This window comes from Paenibacillus nuruki, from assembly GCF_963311185.1.
Lineage (GTDB): Bacteria > Bacillota > Bacilli > Paenibacillales > Paenibacillaceae > Saccharibacillus > Saccharibacillus nuruki.
Genome location: NZ_OY725677.1, coordinates 3,064,911 through 3,080,212 on the forward strand (window position 1 = coordinate 3,064,911; position 15,302 = coordinate 3,080,212).

The window sequence follows — 15,302 nt, forward strand, 5'->3', positions numbered from 1 at the left end:
ATCACTTTCTTATCAGACTAGAAGAAGTCGCGCTTATTCGATTAAGCGCTCGGAGGTGGCTTGTAACGATGGAAGAGAACGCAGCTCATCTGGTCCGCAAGTATAAAACGAATTGCCCTTTTGAAATTGCTGAAGCGCTCGGCATACATATTCGCTACATGGATCTTGGTAAATCCACCAAAGGTTTATACTACAAAAAATTGAGACGACGCTTTATTATTATTAATGAAGGGCTTTCGGATCAATGGCAGCGATTCGTATGTGCACACGAACTTGGACATGATCGGTTGCATAAAGGCATTAATCGCTTTTTTTTAGAAGAACATTCTTATTTTTGGCCGGGTAAATTAGAAAGACAAGCTAACTATTTTGCGATTACATTATTGACCGCCGGGCAAGAGCAACGGATCGGAGAAACGACCGAAGCTTTTGCCAAACGAACAGGCATCCCACCAGAGATGTATTATTTTTTTGACTATTAATCGAACATACGTTCTTTTTAGCGCTTTTACGTTTACTTTATGCCAAACAAAAAGAGTGGTTGCGATAACCACTCTTTTTTGTCGTATAGATTCATTATTAATTTATGATTGTAGAATACGAAATACATGAGCGATTGGTGCAGTCGTAACATCGGTGATCGATTCAGGCAATGTCACAATAATACCTTCTTCATTTTGTTCAAAGTCTAGCCCTTCAATTACTTCTTCGCCTAACAAATCGATGTTGTCGATCTGCTCCATATAAGGGATACTCATGGTAGATGGAATCACCATCGCTGCATTGGTATATAAATAAGTAGCATAGACTGTCTTCTGAGCAGCTTTACCTGTAAATGCCCAACCTTGTGTGTAGACTGGCGCAATACTACGTGTTCCATAGACTGCTTCTCCATATATATTGAGCCACGCGCCTAATCCTTTGATGCGCTCGATAGCCCCTTCTGGCAAACGTCCATCAGGTTGTGGCCCTACATTCAATGCTAGATTACCACCTTTGGCTACAATCTCCATCAACATATGCACCAATTCACGTACTGATTTATATTTATCTTCATATCGGAAAGAAAAAGAAGTTCCCATCGTAACACAGCTTTCCCAAGGAATCGACATCGCATGCTCAGGAACCGTCTGTTCAGGAGTCACGATATTTTCATAGGCGCCGCCTACTGTACGGTCTGCTGATAATAACCACGGTTGCTGTTCCCGCGCTTTTTCTACCACTTCACCTAAACGAATATCTTGATTACCTTTGCCCGGTCTAACCCAACCCGCATCTAACCACAAGACATCGATTCGTCCGTACTTCGTCAATAACTCCAAAATCTGCTCATGCGTAAATTCAACAAACTTTTCCCATAACCACGGATATTCAGCAGGATCATACGTAGGTCCACGCCATGAATCTTGTCCGCGCTCCATCCCATCTGCCCAGTAATACGGAGTATGCCAATCAGCTTTGGAGAAATAAGCAGAGATCGCTAACCCTTTTTCTCGAAAAGCATTAAACACGTTACCTACAATATCGGCATATTTATGCTGGTGAAAAGGAGTATCTTTTCCTGTAATACGATAATCTGTTGTATGCGTATCCCACATACAAAATCCATCATGATGCTTAGTTGTAAAATTTAAATATTTGAATCCACCTTCTGCCGCAAGTTCTGCCCAGACTTCCGGTTGAAAGCGAATCGGATTAAATGTTTTGTTGAGATCAAAATACTCTCTTTTTAATTCTTCTTTATCCGATTGCCAATCGATGCCGTCTCTTGACCAATCACCATCATCATCACTAAGCGCCCAGGACTCGACTACGCCGAGCTGCGAATAAGGACCCCAATGCATCATCAGCCCTAGCTTCTGATCTTTGAACCATTCTAATCGTTCCAAAATGTACGGATCTTCTGGCTTAACCCAAGATTCCTCACTGCTGTAATTATGTACTCCACCCTGTACTTCCATCAGCTTTTCCATCATTTCACGTTCTTGTTCATTCATCGGTTGCTCACTCATTGTCTTTTCCCCCTGTCGCTTATTCATATATTCCGTGCTTACTATATCAATTAGAGATACAGAGGGAACTTCCTGCATGATTCTTTTATGATTGTGTATACTTTTTTTCGTTCTAGCCTGATAACTTTGGTAAAAAGACAATTCCAAGCAAAATAAGTGTCAGTACTATACAGATATTTTCAAATTTATCTCCTTTTTTAGTCCCTGTGCTCATTAGATTAAAACGCAATCTCCATTTCAAAGGAGGCAATAACTTCACTCCTCGATTTGTAAGCGAATCGGCCAATAAATGTAGAAAATAAGAGACTCCACCTGCAATCCAGATACTTTTCCCTAAATGAGCAGTTGTTCCATACAACAATGCTGACCATGCGGCTGTTCCATAAATCGTATGCGTTAATCCCCGGTGCGGTAAAAATGTACAGATAATCAGCAAGCATCCCGCCATATAATTCCACGGAGCTATGTCTCGACCATAAATAATCATACCGACACCAATCATAAACATTACAAATTTGCGTAACGAACGCACTGGTAAAAAAGCGATAAAGACCACCGCTACAGCGATCCCTATATCCCACGGCATTCCAAATAACCCTTTCCACAAAATCCACACAACAGCTACAAGCATAACCGTCTGCAATACACGTAACAGAGGTTCAGATAATGTTTTGGATACAAGTAGTGAATTAGGCTCATCAATATCGGGTAATAAAGAACTAACAGCCGCTGCTACAACAGCTGCTGATGTCACAGGTATACCTGCAAGTGTCATCAAAGAAACAGTGACTCCAGTACTAATAATAAAATGCGATTTACCCATCATAATACAAAAATCTTCCTTTCTGCCGAGCCATCAAGTTATTCTTGTTGTTTTGTAAATGAACGATTTATTTTGTTCGGTGAATGTTAATTTTTTGCTATTCATCTTTTTATGTTTCTAATCCATAGTAAAATAGCTGTAAACAAACCAATAGTTCAAAATAGAAAAACCTTTTCTTACCATCTTTCAAAGGAGCGTTACTATGGGAACCTTATCAAAATGGCTCCGTATCACTGTATATGGTTCACTTATGAGTCTTATTCTTACCAGTTGTAATCCAGATCATCTTGCTTCTTCATCTGTAGCTACGTCATCTTTTACCATACAGTCAGGAGAACATCTTATGCATAAAACTAAAACTTCACAATCTGTACGTGTCACTCCTAGTGATACATCTGAATATCCGATTCATCCCGATCATCTGACAAATGAATTAATGAAAGGCAATTATGAGCAAATTTATTCGCAGACTTCACAAGCGTTCAAACAAGAAGTTTCATGGGATACTTTTTTAAAAGTGATCTCTTCTTTTAGCGATGATGTACAAGGTTATCAATCAATATCCGAACTCAAGCAAGATCATACGATTCGCAAAGTATGGATCGATGAACAACAACGCCGTGGAATCGTTGCTGTCTTTGCAGATCAGCTTCCTGATTATCCAGATCATACGATTTTAGGATTACGTGTAAATGATCTAGAAAAGCACCCGGCAACCGATCATATTCAGACACAGACGATATTTAGCCCACCTGTTCAGCAAAATTGGCAAGTGGTCTGGGGTGGTTCGAATACACTGGTCAATTATCATTATGAATATCCTAATCAACGGTATGCTTATGATCTAATCGTGACTCAGAATGGATCTTCTTATCGAGGCAATCCGAAAAAGAACAAAAGTTATTTTGCTTTTGGTAGACCTGTGACTGCACCCGCTGATGGCAAAATCGTTAAAGTCGTGAACAATATTGCAGATAACGAGCCTGTAGGTTCAACAAATGAACAACAACCTGCTGGTAATTATGTCATCATTCAACATGCTGATCGTGAATATAGTATGCTTGCTCATTTCCGACAACACTCGATTGATGTTCAAGTCGGTGATACGGTGAAGCGTGGTCAAGTTCTCGGACAATGTGGTAATTCTGGCAATTCCAGCGAACCTCATATCCATTTTCAAGTGATGGATCAAGCGAATTGGGCAGCATCCACTTCGTTACCTGTACAGTTTGCGAATCACTTTTCACCGATTCAAGGCGAGACTATGCATCCCTCATTATAGCACGTATGTTCGCTTTTGTATAAAAGAGAAAGACAAGCATCATCTCCATGTTCAAAAGGAGAATGCTTGTCTTTTTTTATACTTATAAGCTAGCGATATAGGTAAAATAGAATCGATGTGATCGTATCTATTCAGTTACATTTTTTCTAAAGAAGTAGCCGTTGAGTCGGCTTGTTGTAATTCTTGCAGACGTTCTTGAACACGACGTTTGCGATATAACATTTTGCCTGCTTCTGCGACACTTTCAAGTGCTGTATGGTTGGTAAATGCACCAAAAGCAATTCCTGCAACAGGTATCAATTGAAATAATTTTTTGATCCCAAAATTATCACGGTAAGTGGTGATGACTTCATGCCATCCTTTCATTTGGGAAAAGACTTCTTTGGACGTATCTGCATGATCAAAGTCAGACAATTCGGATAGGATTGATTTTTTGCCAACGATATCAGAAGAAGAAAATTGCAGGCATTTCATAATAAACAAACGTTCTTTGGGATCTTTAGGATCGTAACCATAGCATAAAGCGATCTCTTGCAGAATTTTGAGTGACATTCCGATCATCGCTGGAATATCGGCTGAAATGGTAAAAATCCCACCAATGCCTGTCGTTGCGCCTTGAAGTGCTGCCCAGTTGGAGCGATTTTTAGATAAAGAATCTGCTGTTTTGTTCATCACTTGAAGAGGCAATTGAGAAGCTTGTGCTATCGTCAACTCTTGATCCGCTTGCCCTTGTTCTTTGGCTAGACGCTGCATGACCGCTTTGGATGAAATAAGATAGGTTCCACCACTTTGAATAAAACGTCCTAATTCATTTAATACTACGCCTAATTTGTTACGAATCATTTTCGGTGTCATTTTGTCCAGAATCATAAAAGGAATACGTCCCAATTTGTCCCAAAACATAATGCCGCCTTGATCTTTTTCCCACTTTTTGATCTGTTGTAACGCTTGTTCCAGTTCAGCCTGACTCTCCATAGTGTTCATCGTATTGAGCTCCTTCAATCCATAATTAATACTTTGTTTTACTTATTATAATAGATACGTAGCAGATACCAAATATAACTCAATATTTATTTATAAAAAAACCGTATAGCTATTTTTCCTGTAGATCGAAAAAACAGTTATCCGGCTTATATCTCTCTATATCCGTTCGATAGCCACTATTTTAGATATAAAAAAAGCCGCGGGTCGTGGATCTCCGCGTCTATCGGTGATACTTTGTATACAAGTTGTATTTAGATAGAAGATATAGCGTTATGTTGATTTGCTTTATCTGCTTTGTCGTCTTCTTCGCGTAAAGGAGCATAAGTGATACGATCTAGTACCAGACCATCGCCTACAGGCTCGCCATTTACTGTAATTTGAATCTTTCTGTAATTGTTATCAAAATTTGAATTGTACATATTATATTTCACTCCTAGTATAGTTAATCTTCTTGGTGTATGTGGTGTAACCAGAATATTTATTTTGTTCAGCCTGTCTTAGTATTACCCATATATTTTCCAACCTAAACATTTGATCTGTACTTTTCTACTATTTTTCTTTGGAATACATGATAAAGTACAGATCAAAATGTATTTTTGTATCTAAACCATGTAATATTAGGGTATATCTATTATGATGAATAGGTACACAATAGCTATTTATATGGAAGGGGGATTACGATGTCAAAAAGGACTCAACCGTTACGCACATTTTTGGTCTTATTGTTAGTATTGTCTGGAGTATTCAGCAGTCAGACAATGGCCCATGCAGGTTGGTGGGAAGACTACAAAAATGGGATTGAGACTTTTACGAATTTGCCCCAGGAAGTCAATCAGTTAAAAGAAGGCTATGATCAAGCACTCAACAAGCTCGATCAAGCTCAGACTCAACTTAACCAAGCGCAATCCAATATAGAATCGTATCGCGAAGAAAATGCTCGTTTGGCTGAACAAAATGCTCTACTTGCTCAAACAGTAGAACAACTCAAACAATCTGAAGCTAATCGTGCACAAAGCGCTCGCTTTTGGAAAGCATTAGTCTTTACTGCTATAGGGATAGTCGTCCTTTTCTTTGTATCTACCCGTCTGATCCGCTTTGGCTTACGTCGTCGTTAACAACGATAGAATAGATCATCCTATCTGCCCGTACAAATTTGAGTATACATTTCAGGAGGAATCCTTTTGCAATTGGAATGGCAACAATCAACTAAAATGCCCGCGTCCGGTCAAGCGGTTACGATCGTACTCGGTGAAGCTGAAAAACTGCATATGCTGCATCCCGGACAAGTAATTGCTTATACCGGTCCTTCTGGAGGACGTAGCGATCGCTTTATGGATGTCAAAGGCATGTACCGCAAACGGAATCTGATTCGAGCCGATTTTACAGGAGCCTGTCGCTTTATTGCTTCTCTTCCGCCTGGCTTTAATCTAATGCCTATTCCGATTAGTGGTGGCAGTGATCTGCTCTATGATTTTCGTCATTTATTTTATTATACCGATGGTATCAAAATGCAGACCCGACTGTTACAATTCAAAAATATGCTGATTACTCGTGATGCCATCAAAGTTAAATTTAGCGGTGAAGGTGAGATTGGTATTTTGACTAAAGGGGCTGTGGTGGAAATGAAACTTCATCCTACAGAACCACTGTATGTTGATGCTCGTAGTCTACTTGCCTATCCAGAAAATGCTCAATTGAAGCTAAGTGTCTATGGTAACCACCTTGCCAGTCAACATATGCATTATCAATGGCAGATGATTGGTAGTGGCTCCGTACTGATCCAAAGCGGACACGATAGCGGTGAATTGGAAAAGCATTTGCAAGGAGATGGATTATTCAAACGTGTATTGCGTGAAGTGATTCCTTTTGGAGGCATTTTTATCAAATAATCCACTATACAAAAATGGATCGATTAGCATACCTTATCCAATCAGGTAGCCAGTCGATCCATTTTGTCATTACCGAGCTCCATTATCCCATAATTCGAACTCCGGTTTGACCCATTTATTGAGCTGTTTGAACTGCTTCTGATCAATATACGCTATTAATAGATGATGGTCTTGTGGACTAGCTACAAATTGTTTTTCAGGATTACGTTTGCGATCAAGCGCAATTATATAATCGAAAAAGCTTTTATCAATCCATTCATTCTTATATTCCAAATTCCATTCGATACGTTCTCCATGATAGATAAAAGAAAACAATACGTTACGCTTCTCATGATCCACACAACTACGAATATGCTTCATTTCAAGCGCTCCGTCTGTCATTTGAACCATACGTTCAGCCAGTTGAGTATAAATATCTGTATTATCTACAGCTTTGAGATCCACATACCAAATATTGTTTGTATGATTAACCCACTCTTCCTCGATCAATGTCTGACCTCCGAGTGCAATTAATAGATGCACATAAGGCTTTTCTTCAAACCACGCTTTATCTTGACCATTCATTAAATGTTCGAGACTGATTCCCTCATTTACTGTAATTCCTGCTTCTTTGAGGCGTGTCCATTGATCTGCTAAAGGTACTGTTTTATTGCGAAAAAAACCGATCATCATACATCTCCCTTCGATCTGTTGTGTCTATAATCAGCTACGATGTGTGCAATCAATGCGGCATGAAATCATGCGGCCTGGAATTCCTACTTTCTGTTGTTAGATATATGAAGAGTACAGTATTCTTCATTTGCATATTATCCTATAATAACCCTTTACGCCAAGTCTTATAACTCCTTTTCATGTAAAAACAACAAAAAATAGCTAATATCCTGTCTAACCATGACGGATACCAGCTACTTTTCAGTATGGTTTATATCATTTACTCAGAAGTTGAATGTTCTTCATTCGCTTCATAGAAATCCCAAACTGCATCAATAATACGATCGAACGTATCATCATCTTCACTAATAAGTGTTTCCAGCGCCAGAATTTCTTCTTCTTTGCCCGGTTCATTTAGAAAGTGCAAGCTATAATCCCACTCTTTGCCACGCTTGGTGAACAGAGTTACTTCATACGGTTCAGCATGCCCCTCGACGACTAATTCTACTTTGCCAATATAGCCTTTGTCTGGCTCAGGCACTTGCTCCAATTGAGCATTACGTATCGTGATATTCATTGTGTATTCTCCTTTATTGATGAAAATCAGTTGTTTGTTTTATTGTAACATGGTTTGATCAATATATTTAGACCAACCTATATCGAAAACTTCTTTAACAACGATAATCCAACCTTGTGAGCATACACAACATTTTCCAATAGGCTGTTCTTGGATTGAACTCATCTATAATCCTTTTCCTTCCACTCCAACAATCTTATTCCAGTTGGGTACTTTTATAATTATTTTTCGAGCAATTAAAGTTCCATTCTACTAAGCCTATTATTCAAAAATTTTTCGTTCAAAAGCCATAGCTTTTTTCTGCATTTTCACAAAGTGTTTTTGTATATTCTCCCATTTGTGTTTTAGCAAAATCTAGCAAGTTTCTTTCTTCTAATATTAAAGAATCTAAAATAGACAAAAGTAAAACTTCTTGAACTTGTTCGTTACTTGTAGCCATTTCTTCTAGAAAATTAAAGATCAAACTTAAATTCAATTTATTCTTCAATGATTCTATTATAAAAGGTGTAACAACTAATCCAAAAATAACATGCGGCAAATCTTCTTCTAACCATTCCATTTCTTCACAATATTTAGATCTGACTTGTGGTATTTCTGATAATAATTTTGGGATTATTTCTGTATATAACAAATCATTCACTCCTCAATTCCCATTTAAGGCTTTTACAAATATCCATAAAGTACTTTGGCAATTTCTTTGTCTTTATTATTTAAAAGATTATCTTCTATTAATTTTTGTAAAGTTCTAGTACAATTTTGTCCTTTTAATCAGGGCATCTTTTTAGTTATGTTCGATAATAATCCAATTGTTGTTCTAGTGTTCCTGTATGGAACTCTAGTAAATGTCAATCAGGATCACGGAAGTAGATAGAATTTCTTTCTCCATTTGGATTATGCTGATGACTCTCCTCTATGGTTGCACCTGCTTTTAACAATCTTGCTTGTAGAGTTTCCATATCTTCTTCTTTTACCGAAAAAGCAATATGAGTATAAGACGGTTGAATATCTTGTCTTGTAATATTCTCTTGCAGATTTAATGTCCACCAAATTCCTGCACTTTCAAAATAAGCTGTCTTGGGTCTCACTAATAAAGGCTGTACGCCAAAAATGTCAATGTAGAAAGTTACTGCACGCTCCATATCTGCTACAGAAAAAGTGATATGTCCTATACTACGAATAACAGGCTTATCCTCTTTATCTAAATCCACATTAATATTTTTTAATTGTTCTCTCAAATTCCAATTTTCTGGTCTGCGTATAAGAAAGTTAGCCCATGTACCCTTATACCTTAACCAACTTTTACGATATTCTTCGACAGTCACAGGCTCACTAGCTCCATCATCATCGAACCCTGCTTGAAAAAAGCAACAAGGACATATCTCATAACTTGGAGCATCACCTTCCCATTGTGGTTCATCCAATTGATCATATCCACATACAGCACATATGTATTTCATTGCCATTCACCTAATCCTATACAAATTTTAAAATCAAACCTATGGCATTCATAGTGTTCATTCTTTATTTTAAAATCCTTCTGTTTATTTGAGCAATTCAACTATAACTCTCATCCACTATTAAATAAGATTAATTAAAAAGTGCTATCTCTTCTTTCTGTTTTATTAGTTATTTTCGATAATAATCCAATCGTTGTTCTAACGTCCCTGTATGGAACTCTAGTAAATGTCCATCGGGATCGCGGAAATAGATGGATTGTCCTTCTCCTTCTGGATTACGCTGTCGTCCTTCTTCTATTATTGCACCTGCTCTTTGAAGTCTAGCTCGTAAAGCATCTAAATCTTTTTCTTTTGCTGAAAAAGCAATATGAGTATATGACTGATGAATCTCTTGTCTTGGTATGTCTTCTTGTAGATTCAATGCTAACCAAATACCGGCTATTTCAAAATAAACAGTCTTTGGTTTAACCAGTAACGGCTGAACAGCGAATACATTAATATAAAAAGTCATCGCACGCTCTATATCAGCTACCGAAAAGGTAATATGTCCTATATCGTGAATAATAAGCTTAACCTCCTTCAATATCTTTATAAATTATTTAGTTCTAATCATGCATCATTGTCTACAAATATGCTATACTAACGAAGCAGTTTTTCAAGTTTTATCCTGAACAGAAGATAATCCGTAGTTGTACTTGATCAGACTCCTTTCTTCTTTATATAAGTAGAAATCGTAGTTCTGTACAGAGCAACACGGGAGAGGTTCGCGAACTCCCTCTATAAAAAACTATCAATCCTGATCAATGCGTGTATTTCAAAAGAAGACTCTGTCTTTTTTAGCATTGATATGAGGTTTGTTTTTTGTTGGATAGGTTCATGGAACTCTCTTCTTCCCGAAGGACGACAAGATATAGTGTGTTGAACACTTTACAGATCAGAATATAGCCGATCTTTTTTTACTATAGATACATAGTGTATCGCTAGTAAAGAAATACATGCTTCTTCTTTTCTAACCAAGTGATCCTCATTCTAATGTCTTGATATCCCTTTAAGGAAATGGAGAGATTTTTTTATGCTTAAAAATGAAAAAGCGGTCGTCGTTTTCAGTGGTGGCCAAGATAGTACAACCTGTTTGTTCTGGGCAAAAGAGCAATTTGCTGAAGTAGAAGTGGTGACTTTTAACTACGGTCAACGCCATAGTGCAGAGATCGAAGTAGCGACTCAAATTGCACAAGAATTAGGTGTTGAGCAGACGATTCTCGATATGAGTCTACTCAATCAACTGGCTCCTAATGCATTGACTCGTTCGGATATTGATATTACCCACGAAGAAGGCGAATTACCAAGCACATTTGTTGATGGACGTAATTTGTTGTTTTTGAGTTTTGCTTCGATTATGGCCAAACAAAAAGGAGCACGTCATATCATTACCGGTGTCTGTGAGACCGATTTTAGCGGATATCCAGATTGTCGCGATATTTTTGTTAAATCACTCAATGTAACGTTAAATCTGTCGATGGATCACCAATTTGTTATTCATACTCCTTTGATGTGGCTCGATAAAGCTCAAACATGGGAAATGGCAGATCAATTAGGTGCTTTTGATTATGTACGTGAAAAAACGTTAACTTGCTATAACGGTATTGTAGGCTCCGGTTGTGGAGAATGCCCTGCTTGTAAATTACGTCAAGCTGGACTGGATCGTTATCTTGCAGAACGTGAACAATCTAATGACTCTACTGAAGGTGCACGTCGATGAATCAACCGGGACCTTTCCGTATCGTCGAGAAGTTGCAACAGTATGGTACAGATATTCAACACGAACAGCTCCGCTACCATCGTAGACGGGTGCTTGTCAATAAAGAGTTTACCTTTGATGCAGCGCATCATTTACATGCTTATGACGGCAAATGTATGAATTTGCATGGTCATACGTATCGAGTGATTTTTGGTATTAGCGGTATCCCTAGTGATAACGGGATCGTAGTCGATTTTGGGGATATCAAAAACATCTGGAAAGCTCATATTGAGCCTTTTCTTGATCACCGCTATCTCAATGAAACGTTGCCTCCAATGAATACAACGGCTGAAAATATGGTCGTGTGGTTATATGAACAAATGGAATTAGCACTGCAAAGCGAACCTTATGCAGGGCAAGTCGAAGGCGGACGTGTAGAATTTGTACAATTGTATGAGACACCAACCAGTTATGCAGAAGCAAGACGGGAGTGGATGCAAGCATGAGTACAACATTTAAAGTGAATGCGGAACAAATCGCCAAAGCCAATCAATTAGCAGGTTCAGATACAGATAATCATGATCATTCCGAACACCCTCATACACCGAAAATCGCTCCGATTCCAGTACTTGAGATTTTTGGACCTACCGTTCAAGGTGAAGGAATGGTGATCGGGCAAAAAACAATGTTTGTCCGTACGGCTGGTTGTGATTATCGTTGTAGCTGGTGCGATTCTGCTTTTACATGGGATGGTAGTGCCAAAGATCAGATTATGCGTCTAAGTGCTGAAGAAGTGTATGCTCAATTGTTTGACATTGGTGGAGATCGTTTTAACCATGTCACGATTTCAGGCGGTAACCCTGCTCTGCTTCCTCAATTGGGACAACTTGTACAATTGCTAAGTGAAAAAGGGATTCGTACCGCAGTCGAAACACAAGGTTCCAAATGGCAAGATTGGTTGACTGATATTAATGAAGTCACCATTTCACCGAAGCCACCAAGTTCTGGAATGACCACTAATTTTGAGATGTTAGACGATATTATTCGCCGTCTGGAGCACAATCAGATCAGTCGCTATACAGCGCAAGCACAAGAAGCACCTCTTTCTTATGCGGGAACATCACAGTTTGCTCATTCGTTTAGCCTCAAAGTCGTGATCTTTGATGAACAGGATCTGGCTTATGCAGAGAAAGTGCATCTACGTTATCCAAATGTACTGCTTTATTTACAGACAGGTAATCCTGATGTGACCAGTGCCGATGATCAGATTGCAGCTTCTTTATTGAAGCATTATGAGTGGCTGATTGATCAAGCGATGGATATGCCTGCTTTTAACGATGCTCGTATTTTACCGCAATTGCACACTCTGGTATGGGGCAATAAGCGCGGCGTTTAGCAGAACATGATATACCCTATTTTTTCGCGTAAAACGCTAGAAGAAGTACGATGAAAGTAACTATATATTTAGAGGAGATTAATTTCTATGTCCGGAAGACAACCCGATGAAATGCAAGATTTAACACTGCTTGGCAATCAAGGAACCAAATACAATTTTGAATACGATCCAAGTATTCTTGAAAATTTTGATAATAAACATCCATATCGTGATTACTTCGTTAAGTTTAACTGCCCTGAATTTACAAGCCTTTGCCCGATTACAGGACAACCTGACTTTGCAACGATTTATATTAGTTATATCCCTGATCAGAAAATGGTAGAAAGCAAGTCACTCAAGCTATACCTATTTAGCTTCCGCAATCATGGTGATTTCCATGAGGACTGTATGAATATCATTTTGAATGACCTTGTTAAATTAATGAATCCTCGTTATATCGAAGTCTGGGGTAAATTTACGCCACGCGGCGGGATTTCTATTGATCCATATACCAATTATGGTAAGCCCGGAACGAAATACGAGCAAATGGCTGAACACCGTATGATGAATCATGATATGTACCCTGAGACGATCGATAATCGTTAAAACCTAAAAGTTATACTTAAGCTAATGCTAACCAGCATTAGCTTTTTTATGATTTGAATCAAATTTTATATTAAGCACACCAACCGAAAAAATTACTCACTTCATTTTGGGGAATTTGTTATATTAAAGTAAATTATAATTACTAATAACTGTTTGTATTTGTATACTAGCTTCAATGATTTCACAATGAAAGGTAGTGATCGAATTGAAAAGAAAGAGTGATCTTTTTTCGAGAGCTGTAAGTTCAACTCATTTTAGTTATGATGATACAAAGAAAACACCAACAACCTCTGCATCAATTTCCAAAACTTCATATTCTAAATCTAGTTCAAGTCCACATGTATCTATACTACAATTGCAAAAAATTTTAGGAAATCAGCATCTAAAAAAATTAACTTTAAAAAATCAACTATCTACTTCTAAAGAAACGATTCAGCGCATAATAGATACTAAGACAGGTGAAGAAGTTCCTGTTAATTGGGACAATATTACTGAAGAAGAATTTAATTTGATTAAACACAATATGAACGAAAATATCTGGAAACTAGACGACAATGACCTGAATCAGCTGAGGACAACTTTTAGCCGTTTAGAATATGAAAAAAATAAAAATAATCCTATTAATCCTGATACTTGGTTTAACCAGCTTCATACTATTGAGCAAGAGTCAACAAAAATGAATATTGAAGAAGATCACACCAACACCGATGAAGATAATGAAGATTCAGACTTTGAAGCAGATGAATTTGATCCGAATCAACAAGAAATATACGATGATCTGTATACAAAGTATCAAGCAAAAGTTAAAGAAAAAAACAAAAAGTTACCTGGTCGTTCTGTTCAAGGTGATTTACTCGAAAAATTTAGTTCAATTTACTTTGCAGATATGGGGATAAACGAAATAAATGCTAACACTTATATGAAAAACATACCCGGTATTGACCATATAAGAGATGATGATCAATTTCCATTTACTCAAGATAAATTGCATATGGGAGATACCGGCAATATGGTACAAGTATATAGAGCACATTATGCAGATCGCAAAAATATGGCCACTAAATTTATGAAAGCATCTGTTGAAAGAACTAAAAATGGTACTCTCGCACAATCAGCCATAAAAATCGAAAATATGTTAAACGATATTTTAAAAAATAAAAATTGGCAAAATAAAAATGTATTTCAAAATATAAAAGATGAAATTACGCAATTCAATCAAGATTACGATGATGCTTTAGACTCTGAGTCTGATTTTCCAAGTATAGATAATTTAGAAGATATTATTGATATCATTGCAGACGGTATCGGATTTTCTGTACCAGCAGATGTATGGGAAGCGATATATCTTCTTAAAGAAGCATCTAGTTTGTCTCCGCATGAGCAAATAAGCAATGAAGAAATGAAAGCTTATATTCGCATAGACATGAGAATTGCAGATTTCCAAACTCTTTTTGATAATATGAGCGAGGTTGCTAATCCATATCATTATCGCTCTACTGAAAAAGATGCAGATTATAACCCAGAATAATAACTATAGATTTGAAATAAATATCTATCTTACTACTTAACTATTTCAAAATAATATTCAATATTTAGTACACCAAAAGCTTTATTTTATTTCACATCTTGGTGAATGAGATGAAGCTTTTTTGTATGTTCACAAAATATACTAAAAATATTTTCAATCCAAATTATTTTTAAATTTTACTCTTTTAATCCTCTGCCTTACTTCCATAATCATATAAAAGCCCATCTATCTAGTCGGAATAACTAGATGAACAATCTGGTTTTATGCCTTTACCGCTACCTCTTCATATACAAAAATTTTAATATAAAAATCATTCTTATAATTACAAATGAACCCCTATCCTTACAGTCATAGACCTACATATGATCTTCTCCGCATTT

General features: G+C 37.4%; 18 protein-coding genes and 1 riboswitch. Of the genes, 9 read left to right on the plus strand and 9 right to left on the minus strand.

The features are described from left to right. Positions 1-68 precede the first annotated feature (68 nt). A complete protein-coding gene (locus RCP16_RS13770) occupies positions 69-482 on the plus strand; it encodes an ImmA/IrrE family metallo-endopeptidase (protein WP_069326180.1) in 414 nt (137 codons plus the stop codon). A 102-nt stretch (positions 483-584) separates the two neighbouring features. Here the strand turns inward: RCP16_RS13770 and RCP16_RS13775 are convergent, their stop codons facing one another. Beyond that, on the minus strand, positions 585-2,012 hold the full coding sequence (locus tag RCP16_RS13775; protein WP_308640546.1) for an alpha-L-fucosidase: 1,428 nt from the start codon (positions 2,010-2,012) through the stop codon (positions 585-587). Between the two features lie 112 nt (positions 2,013-2,124). Further along, positions 2,125-2,838: a metal-dependent hydrolase gene (locus RCP16_RS13780; RefSeq protein WP_069326182.1), complete on the minus strand. Its 714-nt coding sequence runs from the start codon at positions 2,836-2,838 to the stop codon at positions 2,125-2,127. A gap of 340 nt (positions 2,839-3,178) precedes the next feature. Here RCP16_RS13780 and RCP16_RS13785 point away from each other — a divergent pair, with 340 nt between their 5' ends. Next, positions 3,179-4,117 (plus strand): M23 family metallopeptidase, encoded by a 939-nt coding sequence (locus tag RCP16_RS13785; protein ID WP_308640547.1) that lies wholly within the window; start codon positions 3,179-3,181, stop codon positions 4,115-4,117. Positions 4,118-4,252: 135 nt separating this feature from the next. Here the strand turns inward: RCP16_RS13785 and RCP16_RS13790 are convergent, their stop codons facing one another. Together RCP16_RS13790 and RCP16_RS13795 are read right to left on the minus strand one after the other, a co-directional pair. Further along, positions 4,253-5,101 (minus strand): EcsC family protein, encoded by an 849-nt coding sequence (locus RCP16_RS13790; protein WP_069326183.1) that lies wholly within the window; start codon positions 5,099-5,101, stop codon positions 4,253-4,255. Between the two features lie 251 nt (positions 5,102-5,352). Beyond that, positions 5,353-5,520: a hypothetical protein gene (locus RCP16_RS13795; RefSeq protein WP_308640548.1), complete on the minus strand. Its 168-nt coding sequence runs from the start codon at positions 5,518-5,520 to the stop codon at positions 5,353-5,355. Positions 5,521-5,781: 261 nt separating this feature from the next. On the opposite strand from RCP16_RS13795, the gene RCP16_RS13800 reads away from it, so the two are divergent. Next, complete coding sequence (locus RCP16_RS13800; protein ID WP_069326184.1) at positions 5,782-6,216, plus strand: hypothetical protein; 435 nt, start codon at positions 5,782-5,784, stop codon at positions 6,214-6,216. A gap of 96 nt (positions 6,217-6,312) precedes the next feature. Then, the gene (locus RCP16_RS13805) at positions 6,313-6,990 is read left to right on the plus strand and encodes an AIM24 family protein (protein ID WP_137221427.1); all 678 of its coding nucleotides are present in this window, start codon (positions 6,313-6,315) and stop codon (positions 6,988-6,990) included. 69 nt (positions 6,991-7,059) lie between these two features. On the opposite strand, the gene RCP16_RS13810 is transcribed toward RCP16_RS13805, so the two are convergent. From RCP16_RS13810 to fosB, 5 genes are all read right to left on the minus strand, one after another. Further along, positions 7,060-7,659 carry a hypothetical protein gene (locus tag RCP16_RS13810; RefSeq protein ID WP_308640549.1) on the minus strand — a complete coding sequence of 200 codons (600 nt, stop codon included), beginning with the start codon at positions 7,657-7,659 and terminating at the stop codon, positions 7,060-7,062. A 262-nt stretch (positions 7,660-7,921) separates the two neighbouring features. Next, entirely contained in the window at positions 7,922-8,218 is a 297-nt protein-coding gene (locus tag RCP16_RS13815; RefSeq protein WP_137220971.1) for a hypothetical protein, read from the minus strand. Positions 8,219-8,498: 280 nt separating this feature from the next. Further along, a complete protein-coding gene (locus RCP16_RS13820; protein ID WP_308640550.1) occupies positions 8,499-8,849 on the minus strand; it encodes a DUF7674 family protein in 351 nt (116 codons plus the stop codon). 214 nt (positions 8,850-9,063) lie between these two features. Next, positions 9,064-9,675, minus strand: a complete 612-nt coding sequence (locus RCP16_RS13825; RefSeq protein WP_308640551.1) for a VOC family protein — start codon at positions 9,673-9,675, stop codon at positions 9,064-9,066. 169 nt (positions 9,676-9,844) lie between these two features. Next, positions 9,845-10,261: a metallothiol transferase FosB gene (gene fosB / locus RCP16_RS13830; RefSeq protein ID WP_308642487.1), complete on the minus strand. Its 417-nt coding sequence runs from the start codon at positions 10,259-10,261 to the stop codon at positions 9,845-9,847. Positions 10,262-10,428: 167 nt separating this feature from the next. Next, a riboswitch (PreQ1 riboswitch) is annotated at positions 10,429-10,472 on the plus strand. A 275-nt stretch (positions 10,473-10,747) separates the two neighbouring features. On the opposite strand from fosB, the gene queC reads away from it, so the two are divergent. The 5 genes from queC to RCP16_RS13855 all read left to right on the plus strand — a co-directional run bounded on the left by queC (position 10,748) and on the right by RCP16_RS13855 (position 14,922). Beyond that, positions 10,748-11,434: a 7-cyano-7-deazaguanine synthase QueC gene (gene queC, locus RCP16_RS13835; RefSeq protein ID WP_308640552.1), complete on the plus strand. Its 687-nt coding sequence runs from the start codon at positions 10,748-10,750 to the stop codon at positions 11,432-11,434. Beyond that, positions 11,431-11,919, plus strand: coding sequence for a 6-carboxytetrahydropterin synthase QueD (queD, locus tag RCP16_RS13840; protein ID WP_069329138.1), 489 nt, complete (start codon positions 11,431-11,433; stop codon positions 11,917-11,919). Before queC ends, queD begins: the two co-directional genes overlap by 4 nt. Continuing rightward, positions 11,916-12,809, plus strand: coding sequence for a 7-carboxy-7-deazaguanine synthase QueE (gene queE, locus RCP16_RS13845; protein ID WP_308640553.1), 894 nt, complete (start codon positions 11,916-11,918; stop codon positions 12,807-12,809). Before queD ends, queE begins: the two co-directional genes overlap by 4 nt. 87 nt (positions 12,810-12,896) lie before the next feature. Next, the gene (gene queF / locus RCP16_RS13850; RefSeq protein WP_308640554.1) at positions 12,897-13,394 is read left to right on the plus strand and encodes a preQ(1) synthase; all 498 of its coding nucleotides are present in this window, start codon (positions 12,897-12,899) and stop codon (positions 13,392-13,394) included. A 205-nt stretch (positions 13,395-13,599) separates the two neighbouring features. Next, positions 13,600-14,922 carry a hypothetical protein gene (locus tag RCP16_RS13855; protein WP_308640555.1) on the plus strand — a complete coding sequence of 441 codons (1,323 nt, stop codon included), beginning with the start codon at positions 13,600-13,602 and terminating at the stop codon, positions 14,920-14,922. Positions 14,923-15,302 lie beyond the last annotated feature (380 nt).

Bases quoted from the DNA above. Each gene is read 5' to 3' on its own strand.
- RCP16_RS13800 (WP_069326184.1), top strand. From the start codon at position 5,782: ATGTCAAAAAGGACTCAACCGTTACGCACATTTTTGGTCTTATTGTTA.
- RCP16_RS13780 (WP_069326182.1), bottom strand. From the start codon at position 2,838: ATGATGGGTAAATCGCATTTTATTATTAGTACTGGAGTCACTGTTTCT.
- RCP16_RS13770 (WP_069326180.1), top strand. From the start codon at position 69: ATGGAAGAGAACGCAGCTCATCTGGTCCGCAAGTATAAAACGAATTGC.
- queD (WP_069329138.1), top strand. From the start codon at position 11,431: ATGAATCAACCGGGACCTTTCCGTATCGTCGAGAAGTTGCAACAGTAT.
- RCP16_RS13825 (WP_308640551.1), bottom strand. From the start codon at position 9,675: ATGAAATACATATGTGCTGTATGTGGATATGATCAATTGGATGAACCA.
- RCP16_RS13815 (WP_137220971.1), bottom strand. From the start codon at position 8,218: ATGAATATCACGATACGTAATGCTCAATTGGAGCAAGTGCCTGAGCCA.
- RCP16_RS13795 (WP_308640548.1), bottom strand. From the start codon at position 5,520: ATGTACAATTCAAATTTTGATAACAATTACAGAAAGATTCAAATTACA.
- queF (WP_308640554.1), top strand. From the start codon at position 12,897: ATGTCCGGAAGACAACCCGATGAAATGCAAGATTTAACACTGCTTGGC.
- RCP16_RS13775 (WP_308640546.1), bottom strand. From the start codon at position 2,012: ATGAGTGAGCAACCGATGAATGAACAAGAACGTGAAATGATGGAAAAG.
- RCP16_RS13810 (WP_308640549.1), bottom strand. From the start codon at position 7,659: ATGATCGGTTTTTTTCGCAATAAAACAGTACCTTTAGCAGATCAATGG.
- RCP16_RS13785 (WP_308640547.1), top strand. From the start codon at position 3,179: ATGCATAAAACTAAAACTTCACAATCTGTACGTGTCACTCCTAGTGAT.
- queC (WP_308640552.1), top strand. From the start codon at position 10,748: ATGCTTAAAAATGAAAAAGCGGTCGTCGTTTTCAGTGGTGGCCAAGAT.
- RCP16_RS13790 (WP_069326183.1), bottom strand. From the start codon at position 5,101: ATGAACACTATGGAGAGTCAGGCTGAACTGGAACAAGCGTTACAACAG.
- RCP16_RS13805 (WP_137221427.1), top strand. From the start codon at position 6,313: ATGCCCGCGTCCGGTCAAGCGGTTACGATCGTACTCGGTGAAGCTGAA.
- queE (WP_308640553.1), top strand. From the start codon at position 11,916: ATGAGTACAACATTTAAAGTGAATGCGGAACAAATCGCCAAAGCCAAT.